The organism is Ochrobactrum chromiisoli, assembly GCF_026241335.1.
Classification (GTDB): domain Bacteria; phylum Pseudomonadota; class Alphaproteobacteria; order Rhizobiales; family Rhizobiaceae; genus Brucella; species Brucella chromiisoli.
This window is the reverse complement of the sequence record NZ_JAPHAV010000010.1, coordinates 1-20,287: the sequence shown is the minus strand read 5'-3', so window position 1 is coordinate 20,287 and position 20,287 is coordinate 1. Positions and strand designations below refer to the sequence as shown.

The window sequence follows — 20,287 nt, the reverse complement described above, 5'->3', positions numbered from 1 at the left end:
TTCTGCTTCGCAGAAACCTTCATGAAAGGAATAACCGCCAGAGCTATAACTATCAATGAATTATCGGAAAAAAAATCCGGCAATGAAAAACTTGATTAATTCGCATCCCGAAAACAGTTTCCAGTTTTCGGGATGCTTTTTCACGGACCGTCATAGTATTGGAATGAGCCCAAAAGCTTTACGATACTATTTCTGGCTTTTTGCTACATCCATATCTGGAACGATATGGTGCGTTGGCCGCGCACGTGGATGCATGAAGAAATGCCCATCCGGCGCATTATGCAACTTGATATGCACCATCTTCATCCCCGTCGATTTCCCGCGCTTGTCATGGAGTGCATAAACAATGAACGGAATATCGCCGAGATTAACACGGCCCATATCGGTGAGAATAATGCCTGAACAGATGCAGTTTGCCGCAATCCCGTAGATTCCAACTTCTTGTGCGAGTACGCGCGTAAAGCCCATGACTGCGGATTGGACTTGCCCTGCGATAGCGTGCCAACAGATCAGACAGAACGTAGCCCGCAACCAGTGACGTGACGCCGAGATGCAATGTTCTCTTTTCTGCGACTTGTTTACTTGAAAACGAACGCCGCGCATCGGAGACATCAGCCAATATCTTGGTCGCATGACGCATAAACTGATGGCCACTATGGGTAACGATCAAGCCGCGTGGATGCCGCTCGAAAAGTGTGACGTTGAGATCTGCTTCAAGCTCTTTGATTGCCTCTGTAATTGACGATTGGGAAATTAATAGCGATTGCGCAGCACGCGTAACAGAGCCCTGCTCAGCACATGCGATAAAATAACGTAACTGCCTAAGCGTGAACATTTATCTGCAACCAGTATTCTGGAAATGGCATTATGATAGCGCCATTTCATCGTTAATAGGCAACTCATAACGATTATTTGCTTACAATGACACTCGTCATCGCTTTTTCCAAAGCAGAAAATTCAGGCATTTCCCGCGCCTTTCTGTCGACGATCAAATGTGAAATTTCGTCAATTGTACAAAAGACGGAACGGGCTGGCGCGCTGATTTTGGAATGATCAGCAAGGATAATAGTCTTTGCTGAGTTGCGTACCATGGCTCTTGCTATTTCCGCACCATGGATAAAATGGTTCATCGCGCCAAGCTCTGGATCAATGCCCCAAGGGGCTAACAACGCCACATCCGCACGATAGCGATAAATATCATTGATGGTTGATGCGCCCCAGGTTTCGAGAGGATCTTGGCGCACATCACCAGAAAGCAGATGCACCTTATAACGGTGATAGGTGTCGCTTTCTTTACCCGATAGTAAACGCGCCACATCAATCGAATTGGTAAGAATATTGAGACCAGTCAGATTATGATGATTGGCCAATACCTCTGCCATCACAGTTGTTGTGGTACCCGCATCAATGAATACAGTCATGTCATTGGAAAGCAGATTAAGCGCCTCCAGCGCAATGGCTTGTTTTTCGAACAGTCTTTGTTTGATGCGCACATAATAATCAGTATCTTCCTTGGCCAGTGAAACGGCACCACCGCGGACACGCTTTAGTTTACCTGCCAGTTCAAGCTCCATAAGGTCGCGACGGATGGTTTCGCGCGAAACGCTCATTTCCTCTGTGATCTGGTCAATTGAGACGCGACCGAAAGCCGTGAGATAATCCAGAATTTTCTTATGCCGCTCGTCCTGCCACATGATCCAATCCGTTCGTTTTGCTTGACACATCAAAAAACACAAAAAAACACATATGCCAACTATTGCCACATTTTTTATTTGTTGCTAGCTTTATATAAGAGGCGTTGGGGAAATTTATTATGTCGTCGTCAGAATTGGGCAATTTTGTTGGCTTCGCTGCCGCTTTGGCGGACATAGCGCGTGAAACACTAGCCAATGAACTGTCCGGCAGCGAAAATTCAGCTTCAGATATCGAGGTGAAGCCGGATCGCAGTTTAGTGACGAAGTACGATCGCGCCATAGAACATCGTCTGCGCGTAGAAATTCGCAAACAATATCCGCATCATGGCATCATCGGTGAAGAAGAAGGCAGCGTCGATACACAAGCATCGCATGTATGGATTCTTGATCCAATCGACGGCACCGCCCCCTTCATCGTCGGTATTCCGGTGTGGGGAACACTGATCGCGCTTGCGATTGATGGCGTGCCACAGGTCGGCGTGATCGATAATCCTGTGCTCGGCACACGCTGGATCGGTGCGACTGGGCAAAACACACGCCTCAATGATCAGGCAGTAAGATGCCGCCCCTGTGAGAGCCTCGCAACTGCGCTTATGACCAATTCAAATCAGGATTATATGTCAGCGGGCCAGTTGCCTGCCCTGAATGCCCTGCGCCGCAAAACCGCCAATCGTGTTTACGGTGGCGCTTGCCTCAATTATGGCAGACTTGCTGAAGGGCGTACGGATCTTGCCATCGATGCAGGGCAACAGATTTACGATTTTGCGCCTTATCGTCCGATTATCGAAGGCGCGGGTGGAAAAATTACAGACTGGCAGGGTCAACCGCTGACTTTAGCCAGCAACGGCACCATTCTTGCGGCTGGTGATGAGCGTTGCCATGCGCAGGCGCTGGAAGTGGTTAACTCCAGCCTGAAAGAGGCTATCCCTGCCGCGTAAAACATTCGCATTGCCGCCTGCTATAACGAAATGAAAATAAAAATGGGAACGCATAAATGGGCATTAAAATCGAAAGCCTAGATGTGACTTACGGAGAAGAAAACGTCATCTCTCAATTGTCACTCAACATTCCTGAGGGGTGCTTTTTTACGCTTTTGGGACCATCCGGCTGCGGCAAAACAACATTGTTGCGCACCATCGCCGGATTTGTGGGCGCATCCAACGGCTCAATTCGTTTCGGTGACAAGGACGTCACGCACCTGCCACCGTATAAGCGCAATATCGGGATGGTTTTTCAGGATTATGCGCTTTTCCCTGACAAAACAGTGCAGCAGAATGTTGCTTATGGCTTAACCGCTCGTGGCGAAAAAGGTGAAAGCGCCAAAGCCAAAATTGGTCAGGCCCTTGAACGTGTTGGCCTGAGCCACCTTGCCCAACGTCACCCGGCGGCACTATCCGGTGGCCAGCGCCAGCGTGTGGCCCTCGCCCGCGCGCTGGTGATCAAGCCAGCCGTTCTGTTGATGGATGAACCGCTGTCTAATCTGGATGCAAAGCTGCGCATCCAGATCCGCGAGACAATCTGCGAATTGCAGCGCGAGGACAAAATCACCACGGTATTTGTTACCCATGACCAGGAAGAAGCTCTGGCTATGTCAGACCAAATTGGTGTCATGAATCGTGGAGCGCTTGAGCAAATTGGTACACCCAAACAAATCTACACAACGCCGCGTACCAGTTATGTGGCTGACTTTGTCGGCTCCGCCAACTGTATTCCAGTCAAAGTGCAGTCAACCCAGACTAATTACGCCAGTGTTTGCATAGGCACACAGATAATCAGCGCGACCGATAATCGCATTGAAAAATCGGAACAGGGAGGAATTTTGATTATTCGCCCTGAAAATCTTCATATCTCCGCTATCAGCTCCGAAGGCAAACAAACGCTTCCGGGAAAGGTGTATAGTCGTCAATACTTGGGCACCAAGACAAGCTATCGCCTCGATATGCATGACGGCCTGCAACTCTTGGCCGAATTACATGGCCAAAACCATGATGCGTTCGGACCAGGCGATCAGGTTCATGTGACAATCAATCCCGATCAGGCATTGGTGATTGCATCATGAAGAAGACGCTCCACACACCTTGGTTCTGGTTGAGCCTGCTGGCTCTCGCGCTGTTATGTATCTTTATACTTTATCCGCTGCTCACCATTCTGAGCGCCAGTTTCGTGGGCGAAGGCCAGAATGGCTGGATGCGTCTTCTGGACAATCCACGCTATATAGCCGCGATACAAAATACCCTTATACTGGCCTCGGTCGTCACTGTATTCTGCACCCTTATTGGCGTTCCATTGGCATATGTGACGGCTCGCTATACTTTTCCCGGAAAGTGGCTCATCGCGCTTTTGCCATTGATCACCTTGGTGCTGCCAGAAGTCATTGCAGCCCAAACCTGGCTCATGATGTTGGGTAACAATGGTTTAGTGACGCGGTTTCTTAAGGGCTACGGCATCATCTTACCAAGCTTCTATGGCTGGTTCGGCCTCATCGTCTCCATGAGCTTCATCTATTACACCTACATCTACATCGGCGTTGTGGCAGCGATTGGTAAGTTTGATGTGCAACTTGAGGAGGCCGCTCAATCCTTGGGGACAAGCCCTGCAAAGTCCCGTTTGCGCGTCATGCTGCCGGTAATTCTTCCGACAGTGCTTGCTTCGGCCCTGCTTGTTTTCACGATGGTGGTGGGTAACTTTGCTATCTCTATGATTTTGAGCCACCGACTACCCTTGCTTTCAGTCGTCACTTATCAGGCAGCAGTGGCAGAAGGTGCAAGTGACATTACCATGCAGTCGACGCTTGCCAGCGTCTCAGTGTTAATCGTTATGCTCGTGCTTTTCTGCAACCGTTTCATTGTGTCGCGCGGGCGTTTTGAAATCGTTCAGGGACGCGGCGCAAAGCCAGTGCCGTTGCAGGGATTAAAAGGACTTCTCGTCGCTATCAGCGCAGGATTTATCGTTATCGTATCACTGTTGCCGCTTTGTGTGATCGTCGTTGGCGCATTTACAGCATCGCGTGGGCCGGTGATGCAATGGGGTAACTGGACATTTTCCAACATCGCGCGCGTTTTTGTCACTGCGCCGCAGCCGCTGGTCAACTCTCTCACCTATGCAGCAACAGCTACATTCATATCGATCATCTTCAGTGCCATCGTCAGCTATCTGGTGGTTAAAAAGCCAAATTTGGTCACCCCGGTCATCGATTACATATCAGCTATACCACTCGCCTTATCGGGTACGGTTTTGGGCGTCAGCCTCTTGGCAACCTTCCACGGTGGCTGGTTACCGCTGTCGGGTACAGCGATGATCATTGTTCTGGCCTATGTGGTGCGCCGAATGCCGTTTGGCATGCGGAACTCTCAAGCCATTTTACAGAACATACCGAATTCGATTGAAGAAGCTTCAATCAGTCTGGGTGTTCCACCCGTGCGGTCTTTCTTCAAGGTCGTGCTTCCTATGATGCTTCCAGCCATAGCATCCGCTGCAATCCTGACGTGGACAACAACAGTGGCCGAATTATCAGCATCCATTCTGGTCTATTCCGGCGGGCGAGAAACACTGCCAATTCAAGTCTTCCGGCTGCTGGATTCTGGTCTCATGGCTTACGCGTCAGCTTATGGCCTGGTGTTGGTGACTGTCATTCTTGTGCCCATCATCGTTGCCACGAAACTGTTCCGGATCGATGTCTTTGCTTCCAAATAAATCAACGAAGCAGGTCAACTGCTCAATCACTTCATCAAATGCGAGGAAAACATGAAACTATCGTCTTATCTATTAGCTGGCTCTTTGTCGCTCGGCCTCACGCTACCGGCATTGGCCAAGGATCCGGTGCTTTACACGTCCAACCCGGTTCAAGCCTATGAGGCTGTACAGTCTGTTGTCAAAGAAAAGACCGGACAAAATCTCGGTGTGATCACTGGAGGTTCTGGTGTTCTTTTGCGACGCGCGGAAGCAGAAGCATCTGCACCTCAGAGCGATATTTTCTGGTCTTCATCCGCCAATACCCTCGGCGCTTTTGAAAAGCTATTTGAACCCTATAAGGCATCTGCACTGGAGGCCATTCCGCAAAATCTGCATTACAGTGGCGATCTGTTTATTCCAGCCAATGTTCATCTGGTGACAATGCTGGTCAACTCCGATCAACTGCAAGACAATGAAGCGCCTAAAAAATGGGCTGATCTGGCCAAGCCTGAATGGAAAGGCAAGATTATCATGCCTGATCCAGTCAACAGTTCAACCGGCTATACGATTGCCTGGGGACTTTCAAAACTGCTTGATGAAGACACGTTTAAGGCTGTTGTAGCCAATATCGTAACATCGGGGGCTGCTTCCAATGTACCAAAAGGTACGGCAATGGGTGAATACACGATCGGCTTGACGTTTGAGGCAACAGCCTATCCTTACATCGACGGCGGACAGGAAGAATTGTCCCTTGTATATCCATCCGAAGGCACGTTCATGACGCCGGAATTTGCCGGATTGTTCAAGAATGCACCAAGTGGAGATGACGCGAAGAAAGCGCTCGACGCCCTTCTTTCCAAGGAGGCACAAACTGAGCTCTTGAAGGTTGCATTCCGTCGCCCAAGCCGCAACGATATCAAAGTATCCGAGTTCGTTGAACTGCCAGAACTCGCTGACGTCAAAGTATTTGAACTTGATGAGGCTGATGCTGCAAAAAACCGCGACACATTCCTAGCCGAATGGGCTCAGTTGCCTAAAGCTGGTGATCTCCCGCAATAAAAGACTAACCAACTAAATTGCGGTCAAAACAGCTGCTCTCCCTTACCGGCTTCATATGGATATGCAAGTTAAGTGGGAGGGCGGCAAAGAAAGCTGGCTCGGCAAATCTGCACAGCTGGGATAAGTAGGATTTCCGCCGGAGTTCGGCTTGGATGCCGGCAACATGCGATAGCATGACAAGGCGCCCCCACCCTAACCATAGGCAGCTTTTAAGGCAAAAGTTACGTTCGCTGCGATCAGAGGCGAGCAGACACTTGTTGGAATTATCCAAGCCGTTTGACCTGCACGCGAGCCATATCAAACAATGGAAGGACCATCGCCCTGAGGGGACGACTGGCGTTTTCGCCGATGAGACCAAGGCTGATTCTCCGGCTCCAACCGCCGACGTTAAAACGCGTTATGCCAAGGTCGGTGCACTGACGCTAGAAAACGTTTTTTAGCCGGAGCGCTCAGCAAGACGGAATTGCTGGGCAGAAAGAAATGACCGACCACGCGCGCAAGCTGCCGGTCACATGACAAGCCAAGCTTCTCGGGTTCAGCCGAGGGTGTTTGCGCGCGCGGCATATTTCCCTGATCGTCTTTTCAGCCGCCAATGTCTGCAGCACCAACTTCCGTCTCATCATCGCTTCCTTTGATCATGCTATGATGAGCTTAGAATCCTATCTTCTCAATTAAACGAAGCTTATATCAAAAGCGCATATCCGTGAAAAACAATATTATAATAAACTTAAATTATATAAACTTTATAATTTGTTAATTTCTTTCACTGTTGTAATAATGGTACATACAAAACCACTCGTGAAACATATAAATACTTTTATTGATTCTTATTTATTGATGGAGTTATTATGTCTTTTAAAAAATTCGCCGGCGCATCTCTTTTTGCAATCATGACAGCATCTGCTGCACATGCCGCTGACGCGATCACTTCCCAGGAACCTGTGCCAATGGCTTCGGTCTTTTCATGGGGTGGCGCTTATGTGGGCGGTGAAATCGGCTGGGGCTGGGCCAAATCAAAAGTATCTGCATGGGATTTTGCCGACTCGTCGGAAAATCTCAATTCTAATGGGTTTCTCGGCGGTGTTTATGCTGGCTACAATTTTGATATGGGAAACAATGTCATTTTGGGCCTAGAAGGCAATTTCGACTACAATGACTTGAAGAAGTCGAACGATTATGCGTTCAAGAATACGCTGTCTTATACAACCAAGTCACAGCTTGAATGGTCGGGTGCGCTACGTGCTCGCGCCGGTTATGCTATTGATCGCTTCATGCCATATATCGCGGGTGGTCTTGCATTTGGTAATATTAAGACCAGCTATGCTGATTCAGCACGCGACTTCAGCAACAGCAAGACAAAAACCGGTTGGACAATCGGTGCAGGTGTTGATTACGCGGCTACCAACAATGTCATTTTACGTCTCGAATATCGTTATACCGACTTTGGGAAAGATAATTTCGATTTTGGCGATACTGCCATGCGTAATTCGGTCAAAACCAATGATATTCGCATTGGCGTAGCTTATAAATTCTAAGCCTTTGCCAGACTGAAAAATTAAAAGCCGCCGGATGAAACCCGGCGGCTTTTCTATAAGCGTCCGTCTACAAACATACTGAATGATATTCGAGCGCTGATCTGATCCAATCTGATCGCAACGCGCTCTCATCGATTGTTTTCAGAAAAATTGAAGACGCATTTTTCCATTTAGGCAGCCGTTCGTGCGCAACATTTTCTGGTAATCCAACAAGCGATACTAGCTTCTGCGATCCGAATGATGCATCAGGCGCTTTAGGCTCAAGGCCCATTAATTTGATGAAAATGGTATGAGACCATCCGTTTGGATACGAGGAAAAAAGGCGAAGGAAATGCGGGGATTCTGGAACTTTTCTTACAAAGTAGCCCAGCGGATGGTCCACATCCTTCAGACGCCAAAATGCACAGGGCTGAGCCTATGCAGAAGCCACCCGGCTATCACTCAATAGCCCGGCTTCCTCCAGTATCGGATGCGCGACAGAAACAACATGGGCGTTGATGCGTTTTAAATCGCGCAACAAGTCCAGATGGATAGAACTTGTCCGAAGACTTTCGACCTTTCCGTCACGAAGTCTTGCCAAATGCTGTTCGGAAGAAAATTTTTCCATTCGACGCACCTCAATCTTAATCTCCATCAAACGCTTCGCGAGATCAAAATCTCTGGTTGCAAAAATGGTTTGAGCCGTGCGCAGATTATCAACCGTCAGATCGAATAAACATAAAAGTTCACCAAATCCATCCTCTGAGAAGCTCAAGCCCAGTGCAGCCTTCTTCGCCAAAGTTGGCACCAGACTTTTTTCGATAATGTCACCGATATGTTCAAGATTGACCGCGTAGTCGATGATCTCAATAGACCTGCGCCCGTTTTCTTCACTCAGTTTCTGACGCCCAAGTTGCGAAAGATAGACCTTTACTTCCTGATACAGAAAATCAACACGCTGTTCGAGCTCTGAAATCGCCTCCGCAGCCACAGGATCGCTGTTCTGAAATGCGGATGACAGACGCATCAGCATGCGTTCAATCAGATCACCAATGCTAAGGACTTCCCGAGTGGCACTCGCCAGCGCCATCACCGGAGTGGACAGTTCCTGAACATCAAGAAAACACGCGCCGGTTTCACCTTGTGGCAGCTCAGGAACAAGTCTGACCATCAGCACAGACAGCACGCGCGATAACGGCCATGCGAAGACAGCAAGGGCGACATTGAACGCCAAATGCGCATCCACGGGCAGTTTAGCTGCTGAAAGAGATAAGGCTGCGGCAAGATCCGCCCCATACTGGGCAAAGGGAAGAACCAGCAAACAACCGGTCGCCCGAACGAACAGATTTCCGAGTGTTACCCGTTTTGCGGAAGCTTCCCCTCCCAGTGAGGCAATGACGGGAGGAATGGCACCACCTAAGTTAGCTCCCAGAACAAGTACAATGATCAGAGCGGAAGGCAAAACGCCGGTTGTTGCAAGCGAAAGGATCAGCACGACGGCTGCTAGACTAGACGATGAAATAAACGCAATCGCGGCGGAAAAAAGAAGTGCGACCGGCCAGGCGTTATCTAACATAGCAACGAATCCCGCCACGGCCAGTGATTGACGAACCGGCTCCGTCGCCATACTGAGAAGATGCAGTGAAAGCAGCATCAGTCCTACACCCGTGAGTACAGATCCAACGCCACGCAAACTGCCTGCTCCCTTCTTGAGCAAGATCATGCCAACCAGGATGAGCAGAGGCGACAACCATTCTATGCCAGTGGCGACGATCCACGCCGTGACAGCCGTGCCGACATTTGCGCCCAGCAAAACAATCTGTGCCATGCGTTGCTGAATAAATTTTCGTTCAACAAACGACGCAACCATCAGCGCAGTCGCCGTGGAACTTTGAAGCCCAATCGTTGCAACAAAACCTGCCACAAAAGAGCGCAACCCAGTACTGGTCCCGCTCGCCAGTCCTGTTCGCAGACTGGCTCCGAAAGCACGCTGCACACCATCCTTAACCTGCGCAAGACCGAACAGCAAAAGTGCAACTGCACCGCACAGATTAACAATGATTATTGTGGATTCCATCGACCCGCTCCGACAGTCTTTGTCATTTTACACGCAGACTGCTCGCTCAAAACTCGCTCAGATTCGCGCCTCTCACACTTGTTGAATGCCAGCAAAACAATCAGCCGTTAGCACCGTCTCGCCAAACCAGTTCAAACGGCTGACGCAAACATTTCCACGGTCAATCAGATCATTGTCATCGCCATCATGCGCCGTATGCGCGCGGCCGCGCGGGATGATAATTTCAGTCCTCTGCCCGTCTTGTGATAAGATTTCTGCACGCGTCCCGATTTTGTCGCGACCAATGCGTGGCTGCACCACAGGAGCGGGCAGAACTCCGGGGATATTGACACTTAGCCAATGCCCTTCCAGAAAAATCGCTTCACGCTGCTCCAATATCCGGCGAACGAAACCCGCAAGCCAATCAATATCATGCGGTGCCTCCAAAGCCTGTTTAACGCGCGAAAATCCGATCGCGGGAATGCCCCAAAACGTCGCCTCCCGCGCGATTCCCAGTGTGCCGGAATAAGCAAGATCTTCAGCGACATTGCGACCGTCATTGATACCGGAAAGTACGAGATCCGGTTTCTTCTGCCCGTCAAAAAGCCAGGTCATTGCAGTGACCACACAGTCCGCTGGCGTGCCTGAACAGGCGTATCGACGTTCCGCGCGCTCAACCATTGTGAGCGGCCGCCCGATGGTAATGGATGCACTCGCTGCCGTTCGCTTGCCATCGGGCGCCACAACCCACACATCATCGCTGAGGTGCTCTGCGACCTTGATGAGGTGATTAAGCCCGGGTGCATCGATACCGTCATCGTTTGCGACAAGAATTCTCATTTCATCTCCATTCAGATCGAAAGCTGCGAGCCGGACATTGCTGTCGTATCGAGCGTCGGTAGATAGGGCTTTAATTCTTCAAGCTTCTCGGATGTACAGGAATGACCGAGCGCCATGGGTTTTCCAGCCTTCTGCCAGAGTTCCTGATTCTCAGGCCGGGTCGGGTGGGTGGGAAGCCTGACCCACGTTGCGAGCCTCTTTTCGAGCAAAATCTGTGCGGGCGTATAATCCGGGACATGACCCGTCAGCAGAACCGGTACCTGTTCTACAGCGGCCTGTCTTAACGCCTCTATAGATGGCCCTGCACTGCCCATGCCGTCAAATGTCATTAACGGACAATCCGGCAAAGCCACCCCTTCATGCCAGTCCGATGCCTTATCAAGCTTTGACCGTAATATTTGCACTGTTTGAGTCGAAAGCGCGTCAGGCACCTCAATTTGCGCGATCAGCGACGAACGCATCTCACGGTGAATGGCGAAAGGCCCGGGCAAAATCGCCATCAGTTCCAGAGGTTTCCCCGATAACGGCACCGGCAGCACCAGTTTACCGCTGTGCTCGCTGATAAAGTCTCCAATCTGTCGAATGCGATCTTTAGCGGAAACAGGATCGCCACCATAAGACGCATCCAGAATAACCAGATCGCATTGAGGCAGCGGGTCCATCACAAAAACTTCGCTGTTCGGAACAACATCTGCACAATAGACAACGCGCTTTGACGCCGTGGTAACAGAAAACCAGACACCACCCGCCACATGTCCAGACCGCCCGGAGGAAATCTCGCTCCCTCCAATTCGGATGCTCTCCCCCGGATTGAACACTTTGATGGAAGCTGTGGCCAGCGGATGCATCTGCTGATGAGATGGATCAGCATACTGGCTAAGCATGCCTTCTGCATCCAGCAGTGTTTCACCGGTCATGTAAAACGTACCCTTAAAACCGCAGGCGCACAGCCAGTACAAGGCTCCGATATGGTCTTCATGGGCGTGAGAGATGAAGACAGCGTCCAGCGCCGCAACATCTTGTTCAGCGATGGTAGGGTAATAGCCGCGCCCCTTCGCCCCCACCTTAATACCCGCATCAAAAAGAAGGCGGGTGTCACTGCTGATACCGACACTGGTTCGCCCCTTTTCTCCAAAACCACCGTAGAGATCTATCAGCATTATCTCGACGCTCCTTGAGGAATGACCCAGCCCGAATTAATGGCAATATAAATGGTCTCGCCTTCCTGCCCCCCTGCCCCATCAGGAAGATCAAATGTCAATTCTATTAAAGGATGATCCGCCGGATGCGCTTCGATACGAGCGCCGCCACCGCGGTAGATGCGCCGCCGCACCTTAAGTTCTATACCGTTATCACTGCATAACTCTATATTCTCAGACCGTATGCAGATTTTCGCATCAGCTTGTACCATCTGCCCCGAGGCACAGCGCAGAACAACCCTTTGTCCGAATACTTCAACCTCGCACTGCCCGTCTTTTTCGGCACTGACGACTCTGGCAGGAAGCACCATTCCATTAGCAATGAATGAGGCGACCATTTCGCTTTGAGGGCGCTCATAAAGCTCACGCGGACTGGCAAACTGTATGAGCTTTCCCTTGTCCATAACAGCTATCCGATCGGCAAGTGCCATGGCTTCTGCCTGATCATGGGTGATGTAGACAATTGTCGTTCCTGTACGCTTGTGGAACGATGCAAATTCGTCTTCCATCGAGGCACGAAGGTGCACATCCAGATTTGCCAGGGGTTCATCAAACAGCACCAGCGACGGCGCAGCAACCAAGCATCGCGCAAGCGCCACACGCTGCCGCTGACCACCCGAAAGATTAGCAGGCCGCCGATCACCAAGACCAGTGAGATCGACCAATTCCAGCGCTTCTTTTACGCGGCGATCAAGTTCAGGCTTTGCAACCCGTGCAACGCGCAGACTGTAACCGACATTTTCGGCGACCGTCATATGCGGCCACAGCGCATAGTTCTGAAAGACGATGCCCACACGACGGTTTTCTGGAGCGACATGCCTGTCGCTTGCAGACATCACCTTTTCGCCCACATGAATTGACCCGCTGGTGATCTTCTCAAAACCAGCAATCGCGCGCAGCAAAGTGGTTTTTCCGCAGCCAGACGGTCCGAGGACGGCTACAAATTCACCATTTTTGATATCGAGCGTCACATTGGAAAGCGCATCGAAGTTTCCAAAGTTTTTTGTGAGATTTTTAATATTCAATCCCGCCATGGTAGCACTCCATCAGGCAGACGCCGTGCGAACAAATTCGTCGACAGCATAAGAAAGATTGTTACCAGTATCGTTACAATCGATGTGGCAGCGGCATATGTTGAATCTCCTCCTTGTTCGAAGGAAAAGATGACGACCCCAATCGTTTCAGAGCCTGATGCCCACAAAAGAGCGGAAACCGTCAGTTCACTGAACGCCGTCAGAAAGATAAGAACGCCGCCTGCAAGTGTTGCGGGTGCGACAAGGGGAAAGATGATCGTTCGTAAGCGCATGAACAGGCTTGCACCAGCCACCTGGGCTGCTTCTTCGAGCGACCGGTCGATCTGGTGGAGCCCGCTTACAGTCGGCCGTAAAGCAAGGACGAAAAAGCGCGCCAGATAAGCGTAAAGAATGATCCAGATTGTATTGTAGATCTGAAAGCCAAACAGCGGTAGCGGCTTCAAAAACAGCAGCAGCGAGGCTATTGCCATTACAACACCTGGCAGAGCATAAGGCAGTTCAGCGGTCAGATTAAACAGTCTTGTCCACCACCGTTTACGCCAAGTGGTAATATAGGCAAGCGGGACCGCAATCAGCACCGCAAAGAAAGACGCCGCAAGAGAAAGCCCTAGGCTGTTCATAAAAGCGCGTTTGGTGGCCGCATGTTCAAACAATATAAAGCTGTAGTTTGACAGCGTTACCGTTTCCCATCTCAACGGTGTGCCATAAGCACTGACAAGCGATGTCAGAGCGAGACCGAGGATCGGCAGACCAAGCACAGCCACCACAATCAGCAGCATTACAGCTTCAATCCAGATCCGCCAGCTTCCAAGTTCAAATGGGCTGGCTGGCAGCGAGGTTGAGGCGATGCGGTAATCACGCCAGCGGGAAACATATTCTTGTGCAACAATCCCAGCGATGGCGATGAGGCCGATCAATGTTGACAAGGTTGCAACATCGCTAAGCACAGCCGGGCCGCCACCGCTCAGCCGCTGATAAATCAATGTCGGCAGCACAAGATAGTTTGCCGGAATACCAAGAAAGGCAGGGATGCCAAAATTGCCGACACAAGACACAAATGTAAGCGCAGTGGCGCCGATAATTGACGGCACCATCAGAGGAATGATGATGGTCCGCAGAACGGTCAGCTTTTTTGCGCCGCTGCTCAGTGCTGCCTCGATGAGTTCACGCGGCAGCTTACGCAGTCCTGCCCGTACAATGAGAAAAACCAGTGGTCCATATTGGACGCCAAGGAGCATAATAATGCCGGTAGACGAATAAAGCGGATTGCGAGATCCCAGTGGTGGCGCAATTCCGATCATTTTGAGGAAGGGGCTGGCCGGGCCGAACAGTTGAAGCCAGGCGAGAGCAGTCACCTGCGGCGCGATGAGAAGCGGAGTGACATATAAGAAGATGAAAACGGGGCGTCCGCGAATATCGGTCAGGCTGACCAGCAAAGCGACAGCTGTTCCCAGAATAACCGCGAAAAGCGTTCCGAAAACACCAACATAAAGCGAGTGCCAGGTTGCGGTCCATGTGGCTGAGGAGGAAAAGACTCGCTCCATCGCTTCGATTGCTGTGCCCTGTGCGGGGAAGAAAACCTCAAGAAGGAGGCGTCCCATCGGGAGAAGCGAAAGCAACGAAACGACAATGATCGTCCCTGCGATCAGAACCGTGTCCCGGCCCTGACCGCTGGTTTCAGCGTTTTTCTGCATGTGTCTCTCGGTCCTAGCCGCCAAACATTTCTGAGAAACGCGACTTGTCCGCGTCAGTGTTCTTGAGAACCTTCTGCGTATCGATCGGCATGATTTTTACATTTAAACCATCCGGCAACCATGCGGGCTTCCCAACAGATGTTTTCGCAGGCAGATACCCCTGTTTCAGCGCCAGCTCCTGCCCCGCATCAGACAAGATAAACCGAATGAATTTTTTGGCGTCCTGAGCATTTGCGGTCGTTGACATGATGGCAACTGGTTCGGTTACTGCCGGAACCCCCTCTTGGGGAAATACAAATTCTATTGGAGAACCTTTGGCCTTTGCGTTGAGCGCCATGAAATCAACGAGAACCCCATAGGGTTTCTCACCACTCGCGATGGACTTGAGCACAGCACCATTGCCTCGGACGCTCACGACCTCGTTTGCCTTAAGACTGTCAAAAAACTTCCAGCCGAGACTATCACTGGCAACAAAACCACTTAAGAGGAAAGCAGCAGCGCCGGAATAAAGAGGGCTCGGCATGACAACCATGCCCTTATATTCCGGCTTTTCCAGATCCGCCCAATGTTGCGGCTTTTGTTCGGCCGCAGAATTATAAGCAATCCCAGTGGTAATAAGCTTGCTACCAAAATAGTATTTTTCAGGATCAACAGAGCCCGGCTCGAAGCCATCGACGCTTGCCTCAGAAAACTGCATCAGCCGGTTGTCGGCCTTCAAGCTTTCCATACTGACAGCATCGGCAATCAGAAGCACGTCTGCTTGTGGTGCACCGGCCGAAAATTCAGCGGCGAGCTTGCTCATGATATCGCTTGTTCCCGAACGATAGACCTGAACATCGACATCAGGGTTGAGCTTTCGGAATTCCTCAACCGTCCGCGCCGCGTCAGCATCAGGCTGTGACGTATAAAGCGTCAGCGATCCGGCGAGTGCAGTTCCGGTAAACATAAGACCAGCAAAGCCAACCGTGAGGATGCTTATCCTCCTGCTTAAATTCTTCATTATTTCCTCCCTTTAGCGGAACATTATTCGTGTCCTTGCCAAGCATATTATTGTTCATTTGTTCTTTGTCAAATACTTTTGAACAGTTGACGACGAGTGGCGACTTTTTGCTATAGATCAATCTGCGTTAAAAAAGCCCGGGGAGCGAAAGAAGAGATGGCAGGAAAAAACTGGCCGCTGAGATCATCCGATCTCAAGGTAAAAATAGTCTGGCTATACTATGTTGAGAGCATGACGCAGGAGCAGATTGCCGAGTTGCTGGGCATCAGTCGCGTCAAGGTAATGCGCACGCTTGCCGTAGCTTCCGCAGAAGGGATTGTTATCACCCGCATCAATGCAGCGACAGCACAGCAAATTGAGCTTGAGCGCCGCCTTGAAGAAAAATGGGGGCTGGCATCGGCCATTGTCGTCCCCTCGCCGGAGAATGGCGAGAACCTGGAAAAGGCACTTGGCAACGCTGTTGCTTCTTATCTCGACCAGGAAATGCAGAGCGGGATGACGCTTGCCATCGGCGGCGGCGCAACGCTCTATGCCAGCGTTCAGTTCCTTGAACATCGCAAACTCAAGGAGGCTTCAGTCGTGGCCCTGGTAGGCAGTCTACCGCATTCGCGCTGGATCAACCCATCTGTCGTCGCGGCGAGGGTTGCGGAAGTGTATGAGGTCGACAGTTACCAGATCACCGCCCCTGTAATCTTGGACGAACACGGTCTTCGCGACCTCTTGTGGCGACAGACAGAACTTCAAAGTCTTCAGCGCCGGGCGGCGAAAGCGGATATCGCGCTTCTAACCGTCGGTGAAGTCTCGGAAGACGCGACAATCTTTCGACATGGCATCGTCGCATCCGAACTGATAAAGCCGCTGCGCGCCTGTGGTGCTGTCGCTAATATCCTGTGTTACTTCGTCGACAAAAATGGTCATCTCGTCGATCACGAGATCAATCAACGGGTGATGTCGATTGATTTGGGTACGGTTGCCGCAATCGAACGGGTCGTTCTCGCTGCGGGGGGGAGCTCAAAGGTCGCAGCCATGAAGGCTGCGCTTAAAATCGTTTCGGCCAGTGTGCTTATCACAGACAGCCAAACGGCCACCGCCCTCCTCGAAGACTAACGGCCATGCGCATGATGACCCCGCTCATTTGATTGATGCGGGAATGCTAAACCTTACGGCTACGCAAGAAATCAACCAGACCGACATGGGTAATTGCCTCAAATTCGTGGGTGGCCTGTTCAAACCGCTGCCGCTGCGTCTGCATCATCAGCAACACTGCGCGCATTTCTGAAGAAACACCGAAACGCTCCCAGCGTCTGACTACATGCGCTGGTATTCCGGCAGCATCACAAAACCCGGATATAGTGCTATATCCAAGCTCACTCAGCAGAGCTCTCAAATCGCTCGCAGACATCCGTTCTTCAACAGCATGGTCGTGAAGCCGCTCCGCAACAAACTGAATATCTCGCGGTGAAGATTCAGCAAGTTTATTCAGAATTCCCCCTACCTCATTCAGTAGCTTTGACACTTTACGTTCTCCTCCAGTATGCAATAGAGCACTAACGGCTGTGATTGGCATAGATTTAACATCTGTTGATTGATAACAATAAGCAAGCAGATTCCCAAAAAAGCCGCGGTTTGCGATGACCTTATTCAGCCCTCACTTGGAGGGCGGCGTTGCCTGAAGGCCATTTTACGTCCGTGCACGTATTTGTAGAGCTCGCTTAGTGCGCGTTTTGACCTGATTGGATCAGATCAGCACTCTAAGCCTTTATTTTAACACGCCTCTTTGTCCGAAAACCACTTCACACTTTTCGGAATGCGCTCTAATTGCGAGGCTTGATTTTCTGAAACAGTGTCAAGAATATGCAGCGTCAAATCGCCCGTTGATCGCCACCACAAATGCCCCTTCGAGGGGGCGAGCGAAAACTTAGACTGATTTATGGCGTAAGCCTATTGCAAGCTACACTTTTAAATAGAATTCGCCGAAAAATAGACCTTATGCAAATAGAATTACATAATGTCGTTAAATTCAACTTTGCGAAGGGGTAAATTTTGCCACCAGTGCATGACTATCGCCCGGATAAGTGAAGCGCACATGCGTCACTGGCTGATCGGCATTCCATGTCTGACGTTCAACGACAAGACAAGGCGAACCAATAGGCACGCCAAGCGTCACAGCATTGTCATCCGTCGCGACAACCGCCCGAATAGAGTGCTGAGCGCTGCTCCAGGGCACACAAGCCACAAGCCACGGACCGGGTGATTGCTCTGCAAAATTGGTATCGGCTGCACTCGGCACGGCATCAAGACTGATGATGCGTTCTTCCAGCGCAAAGACCCGCTTCCCTGCATAATGACGGCAGACGAGTTCTATCAATGGCGTATGGCGCGGTATGTCGATATGGCGGGCATCGGCAGGGCCGCTCAGCCGCTCACTTCGTTTCAGCAGTTCAAAACGATAAGGTTGCCCAAGGGCTGCAACCTCATCGCGAATATCATGAATTTCAAGAATCGCGGCTTGCGATTGCGGGAAGGAAACAAAGCTGCCCGAACGGCGCTTCCGCTCAATCAGACCGGCCTTTGCCAGCTGCGTCAGCGCCTTGTTCACGGTCATGCGTGAGCAATTATAATACGCGGTCAGTTCGTGCTCAAACGGGATGCGATGACCGGGCTGCCATTCGCCGGAAATAATGCGCGTTTCAATATCATCCAGAATACGCTGATGCAGCGATATGGTCGCTTCACTTGGTCTGGATAAATTGTCCTGCACTTTGTTCCCTTTGATTAATCCAGCAATTCGCCAATCACTTTCTGGAAAGCACGCTCTGCCGCATCGCGCAAGCGGTGATGTCCGCCCTCCACCTGTTTCACGCCGCGCACCCACACATCAGAGGCACGCGCACGACCGGCAAAAATCCAGCCATCAAGCACTGCATCGCCTTTTGCATGGGGCAGACGCTCAACATCAAGCGACACAAAATCTGCCGAAACACCCTGTCTCAAACCATCGCCTTCGCGACCTATAGCGATATTGCCGCCTGTCAGCGCGCCATCAAACACCGCACGGCCGGTCGAGCCTTCGTTTTTCGCGAGCACATTACGCGCACGATGCAACAAACGCTGCGAATATTCATATTGCCGCAACTCATCGCCAATACCGATCAGCACATTGGAATCAGACCCAACACCGAACCGGCCACCATTGGCGTCGAACACGGTGGCATTGAACGTGCCATCACCGAGATTGGCTTCCGTGACTGGGCAAAGACCCGCAATCGCGCCAGCCTGAGCCATGCGAGTGGTTTCCGCATCACTCATATGCGTTGCGTGAATGAGACACCAGCGTGACGACAATTCCTGATGGTCAAGCAGCCACTCGACAGGCCTTTGGCCCGACCACGCAATACAGTCCTCAACCTCTTTGACCTGCTCGGCAATGTGAATATGCACCGGCGCCTCGGGCAAAAGCGATGCTGCGAATGTCAGCTCATCAGGGGTGACGGCACGAAGACTGTGCGGCGCCACGCCAAGCACTGCACAATCAAAGCCAGAAAGGGCTTTCTGACAACCTTCAATCAAACGTGCGAAACTCTGCTGATCATTGATAAAGCGGCGCTGGCCTTCATTCGGATCGGCACCGCCGAATGTCGAATGTGCGTAAAGCACCGGCAACAATGTCAGCCCGATACCAGCAGTTCGCGCTGCCGAGACAATACGATCCGCCATTTCCGAGATATTGCTGTAAGGCGTGCCATCGCGATCATGATGCAGATAATGAAACTCACCGACGCGCGTGAAACCGGCTTCCAGCATATCGACATAAAGCCGCAACGCGACTGCTTCCGCCTGTTCCGGCGTCATGGTCAGCGCGAACTTATACATGATCTCGCGCCAGCTCCAGAAGCTGTCAGCGGAAGGTCCACGCCGCTCAGCCAGTCCTGCCATGCCGTATTGAAACGCATGGCTATGCAGGTTCGGCATGCCCGCGACGATCACCTTATGGCGTTCGTCACCCGGCTGCGCATCAACCCCAGTCTCCACAGAAGCGATTTTTCCGTGCGCTAAACCAAGCCGCACATCCTCTGCCCAGCCCGTCTGCAAAAGTGCTTGTTTAGCATGAATAAAGTGCGTTTTTTCGACCATGGCTGGCATTCTTTTTCGCTCCTCTTTCCACCCATTTTGCACACCCGTTTTTCAACAGATCGCAATTGGATGCATTTTTTATCTTGGCGGCTTCGCCAATATGTATATACATTATCGAAAAACAGGGGAAGCGAGAAAACGCTCATGACACAGAATTCGAATTTCGTTTTAACCAACGCACGCATTGCAACGCTCAACGAGCAGGCGCAAGGCCTTGGCTTGATCGAAGCCGCAGCAATTGCCGTCCAGCATGGCAAAATTGCCTATGTCGGTGCAGAAGATTCTCTCCCTGCTGACTATGAATCTTTTGAGAAGATTGACTGCGAAAACCGCCTGATCACGCCGGGACTGATCGACTGTCACACGCATCTGGTCCATGCCGGAAATCGCG

The 20,287-nt window shown here is 51.1% G+C and carries 17 protein-coding genes and 3 pseudogenes; 8 read left to right on the top strand and 12 right to left on the bottom strand.

Going from position 1 to position 20,287, the window contains the following annotated elements:
* Nucleotides 1–186: 186 nt before the first annotated feature.
* The 3 genes and pseudogenes from OPR82_RS16375 to OPR82_RS16365 all read right to left on the bottom strand — a co-directional run bounded on the left by OPR82_RS16375 (nucleotide 187) and on the right by OPR82_RS16365 (nucleotide 1,694).
* A complete protein-coding gene (locus tag OPR82_RS16375) occupies nucleotides 187–381 on the bottom strand; it encodes a hypothetical protein (protein WP_265986041.1) in 195 nt (64 codons plus the stop codon).
* Between the two features lie 97 nt (nucleotides 382–478).
* Nucleotides 479–835: pseudogene (locus OPR82_RS16370) on the bottom strand (LysR family transcriptional regulator); the annotation flags it as partial.
* Nucleotides 836–908: 73 nt separating this feature from the next.
* On the bottom strand, nucleotides 909–1,694 hold the full coding sequence (locus tag OPR82_RS16365) for a DeoR/GlpR family DNA-binding transcription regulator (RefSeq protein ID WP_265986039.1): 786 nt from the start codon (nucleotides 1,692–1,694) through the stop codon (nucleotides 909–911).
* Between the two features lie 119 nt (nucleotides 1,695–1,813).
* Here OPR82_RS16365 and OPR82_RS16360 point away from each other — a divergent pair, with 119 nt between their 5' ends.
* The 6 genes and pseudogenes from OPR82_RS16360 to OPR82_RS16335 all read left to right on the top strand — a co-directional run bounded on the left by OPR82_RS16360 (nucleotide 1,814) and on the right by OPR82_RS16335 (nucleotide 7,960).
* Nucleotides 1,814–2,632, top strand: coding sequence for an inositol monophosphatase family protein (locus OPR82_RS16360; RefSeq protein ID WP_265986038.1), 819 nt, complete (start codon nucleotides 1,814–1,816; stop codon nucleotides 2,630–2,632).
* A 56-nt stretch (nucleotides 2,633–2,688) separates the two neighbouring features.
* Nucleotides 2,689–3,753 carry an ABC transporter ATP-binding protein gene (locus tag OPR82_RS16355; protein ID WP_265986036.1) on the top strand — a complete coding sequence of 355 codons (1,065 nt, stop codon included), beginning with the start codon at nucleotides 2,689–2,691 and terminating at the stop codon, nucleotides 3,751–3,753.
* Entirely contained in the window at nucleotides 3,750–5,387 is a 1,638-nt protein-coding gene (locus OPR82_RS16350) for an ABC transporter permease (protein WP_265986034.1), read from the top strand. The genes OPR82_RS16355 and OPR82_RS16350 overlap by 4 nt, the downstream gene beginning before the upstream one ends.
* Before the next feature lie 51 nt (nucleotides 5,388–5,438).
* Entirely contained in the window at nucleotides 5,439–6,425 is a 987-nt protein-coding gene (locus OPR82_RS16345; RefSeq protein ID WP_265986032.1) for an extracellular solute-binding protein, read from the top strand.
* A 152-nt stretch (nucleotides 6,426–6,577) separates the two neighbouring features.
* Nucleotides 6,578–6,938: pseudogene (locus OPR82_RS16340) on the top strand (transposase); the annotation flags it as partial.
* A gap of 335 nt (nucleotides 6,939–7,273) precedes the next feature.
* Entirely contained in the window at nucleotides 7,274–7,960 is a 687-nt protein-coding gene (locus tag OPR82_RS16335) for an outer membrane protein (RefSeq protein WP_265986030.1), read from the top strand.
* Between the two features lie 415 nt (nucleotides 7,961–8,375).
* On the opposite strand, the gene OPR82_RS16330 is transcribed toward OPR82_RS16335, so the two are convergent.
* The 6 genes from OPR82_RS16330 to OPR82_RS16305 all read right to left on the bottom strand — a co-directional run bounded on the left by OPR82_RS16330 (nucleotide 8,376) and on the right by OPR82_RS16305 (nucleotide 15,762).
* The gene (locus tag OPR82_RS16330; RefSeq protein ID WP_265986028.1) at nucleotides 8,376–10,016 is read right to left on the bottom strand and encodes a Na/Pi cotransporter family protein; all 1,641 of its coding nucleotides are present in this window, start codon (nucleotides 10,014–10,016) and stop codon (nucleotides 8,376–8,378) included.
* Nucleotides 10,017–10,088: 72 nt separating this feature from the next.
* On the bottom strand, nucleotides 10,089–10,835 hold the full coding sequence (gene surE, locus OPR82_RS16325; RefSeq protein WP_265986026.1) for a 5'/3'-nucleotidase SurE: 747 nt from the start codon (nucleotides 10,833–10,835) through the stop codon (nucleotides 10,089–10,091).
* Nucleotides 10,836–10,846: 11 nt separating this feature from the next.
* Nucleotides 10,847–11,995, bottom strand: coding sequence for an MBL fold metallo-hydrolase (locus tag OPR82_RS16320; RefSeq protein ID WP_265986024.1), 1,149 nt, complete (start codon nucleotides 11,993–11,995; stop codon nucleotides 10,847–10,849).
* Entirely contained in the window at nucleotides 11,995–13,068 is a 1,074-nt protein-coding gene (locus tag OPR82_RS16315) for an ABC transporter ATP-binding protein (RefSeq protein ID WP_265986022.1), read from the bottom strand. The genes OPR82_RS16320 and OPR82_RS16315 overlap by 1 nt, the downstream gene beginning before the upstream one ends.
* Nucleotides 13,056–14,762: an ABC transporter permease gene (locus tag OPR82_RS16310; protein WP_265986020.1), complete on the bottom strand. Its 1,707-nt coding sequence runs from the start codon at nucleotides 14,760–14,762 to the stop codon at nucleotides 13,056–13,058. Before OPR82_RS16310 ends, OPR82_RS16315 begins: the two co-directional genes overlap by 13 nt.
* A gap of 13 nt (nucleotides 14,763–14,775) precedes the next feature.
* Nucleotides 14,776–15,762, bottom strand: coding sequence for an ABC transporter substrate-binding protein (locus tag OPR82_RS16305; protein WP_396997368.1), 987 nt, complete (start codon nucleotides 15,760–15,762; stop codon nucleotides 14,776–14,778).
* Nucleotides 15,763–15,918: 156 nt separating this feature from the next.
* Between OPR82_RS16305 and OPR82_RS16300 the strand changes: the two genes are divergently transcribed.
* Nucleotides 15,919–16,869 (top strand): sugar-binding transcriptional regulator, encoded by a 951-nt coding sequence (locus OPR82_RS16300; RefSeq protein WP_265986018.1) that lies wholly within the window; start codon nucleotides 15,919–15,921, stop codon nucleotides 16,867–16,869.
* Between the two features lie 46 nt (nucleotides 16,870–16,915).
* On the opposite strand, the gene OPR82_RS16295 is transcribed toward OPR82_RS16300, so the two are convergent.
* The 3 genes from OPR82_RS16295 to OPR82_RS16285 form a co-directional block, all read right to left on the bottom strand.
* Complete coding sequence (locus OPR82_RS16295) at nucleotides 16,916–17,278, bottom strand: hypothetical protein (RefSeq protein WP_265986016.1); 363 nt, start codon at nucleotides 17,276–17,278, stop codon at nucleotides 16,916–16,918.
* Between the two features lie 504 nt (nucleotides 17,279–17,782).
* On the bottom strand, nucleotides 17,783–18,523 hold the full coding sequence (hutC, locus tag OPR82_RS16290; RefSeq protein WP_265986015.1) for a histidine utilization repressor: 741 nt from the start codon (nucleotides 18,521–18,523) through the stop codon (nucleotides 17,783–17,785).
* A 14-nt stretch (nucleotides 18,524–18,537) separates the two neighbouring features.
* Entirely contained in the window at nucleotides 18,538–19,905 is a 1,368-nt protein-coding gene (locus tag OPR82_RS16285; RefSeq protein ID WP_407673269.1) for a formimidoylglutamate deiminase, read from the bottom strand.
* A 135-nt stretch (nucleotides 19,906–20,040) separates the two neighbouring features.
* Between OPR82_RS16285 and OPR82_RS16280 the strand changes: the two are divergent.
* Nucleotides 20,041–20,287: pseudogene (locus OPR82_RS16280) on the top strand (imidazolonepropionase); the annotation flags it as partial.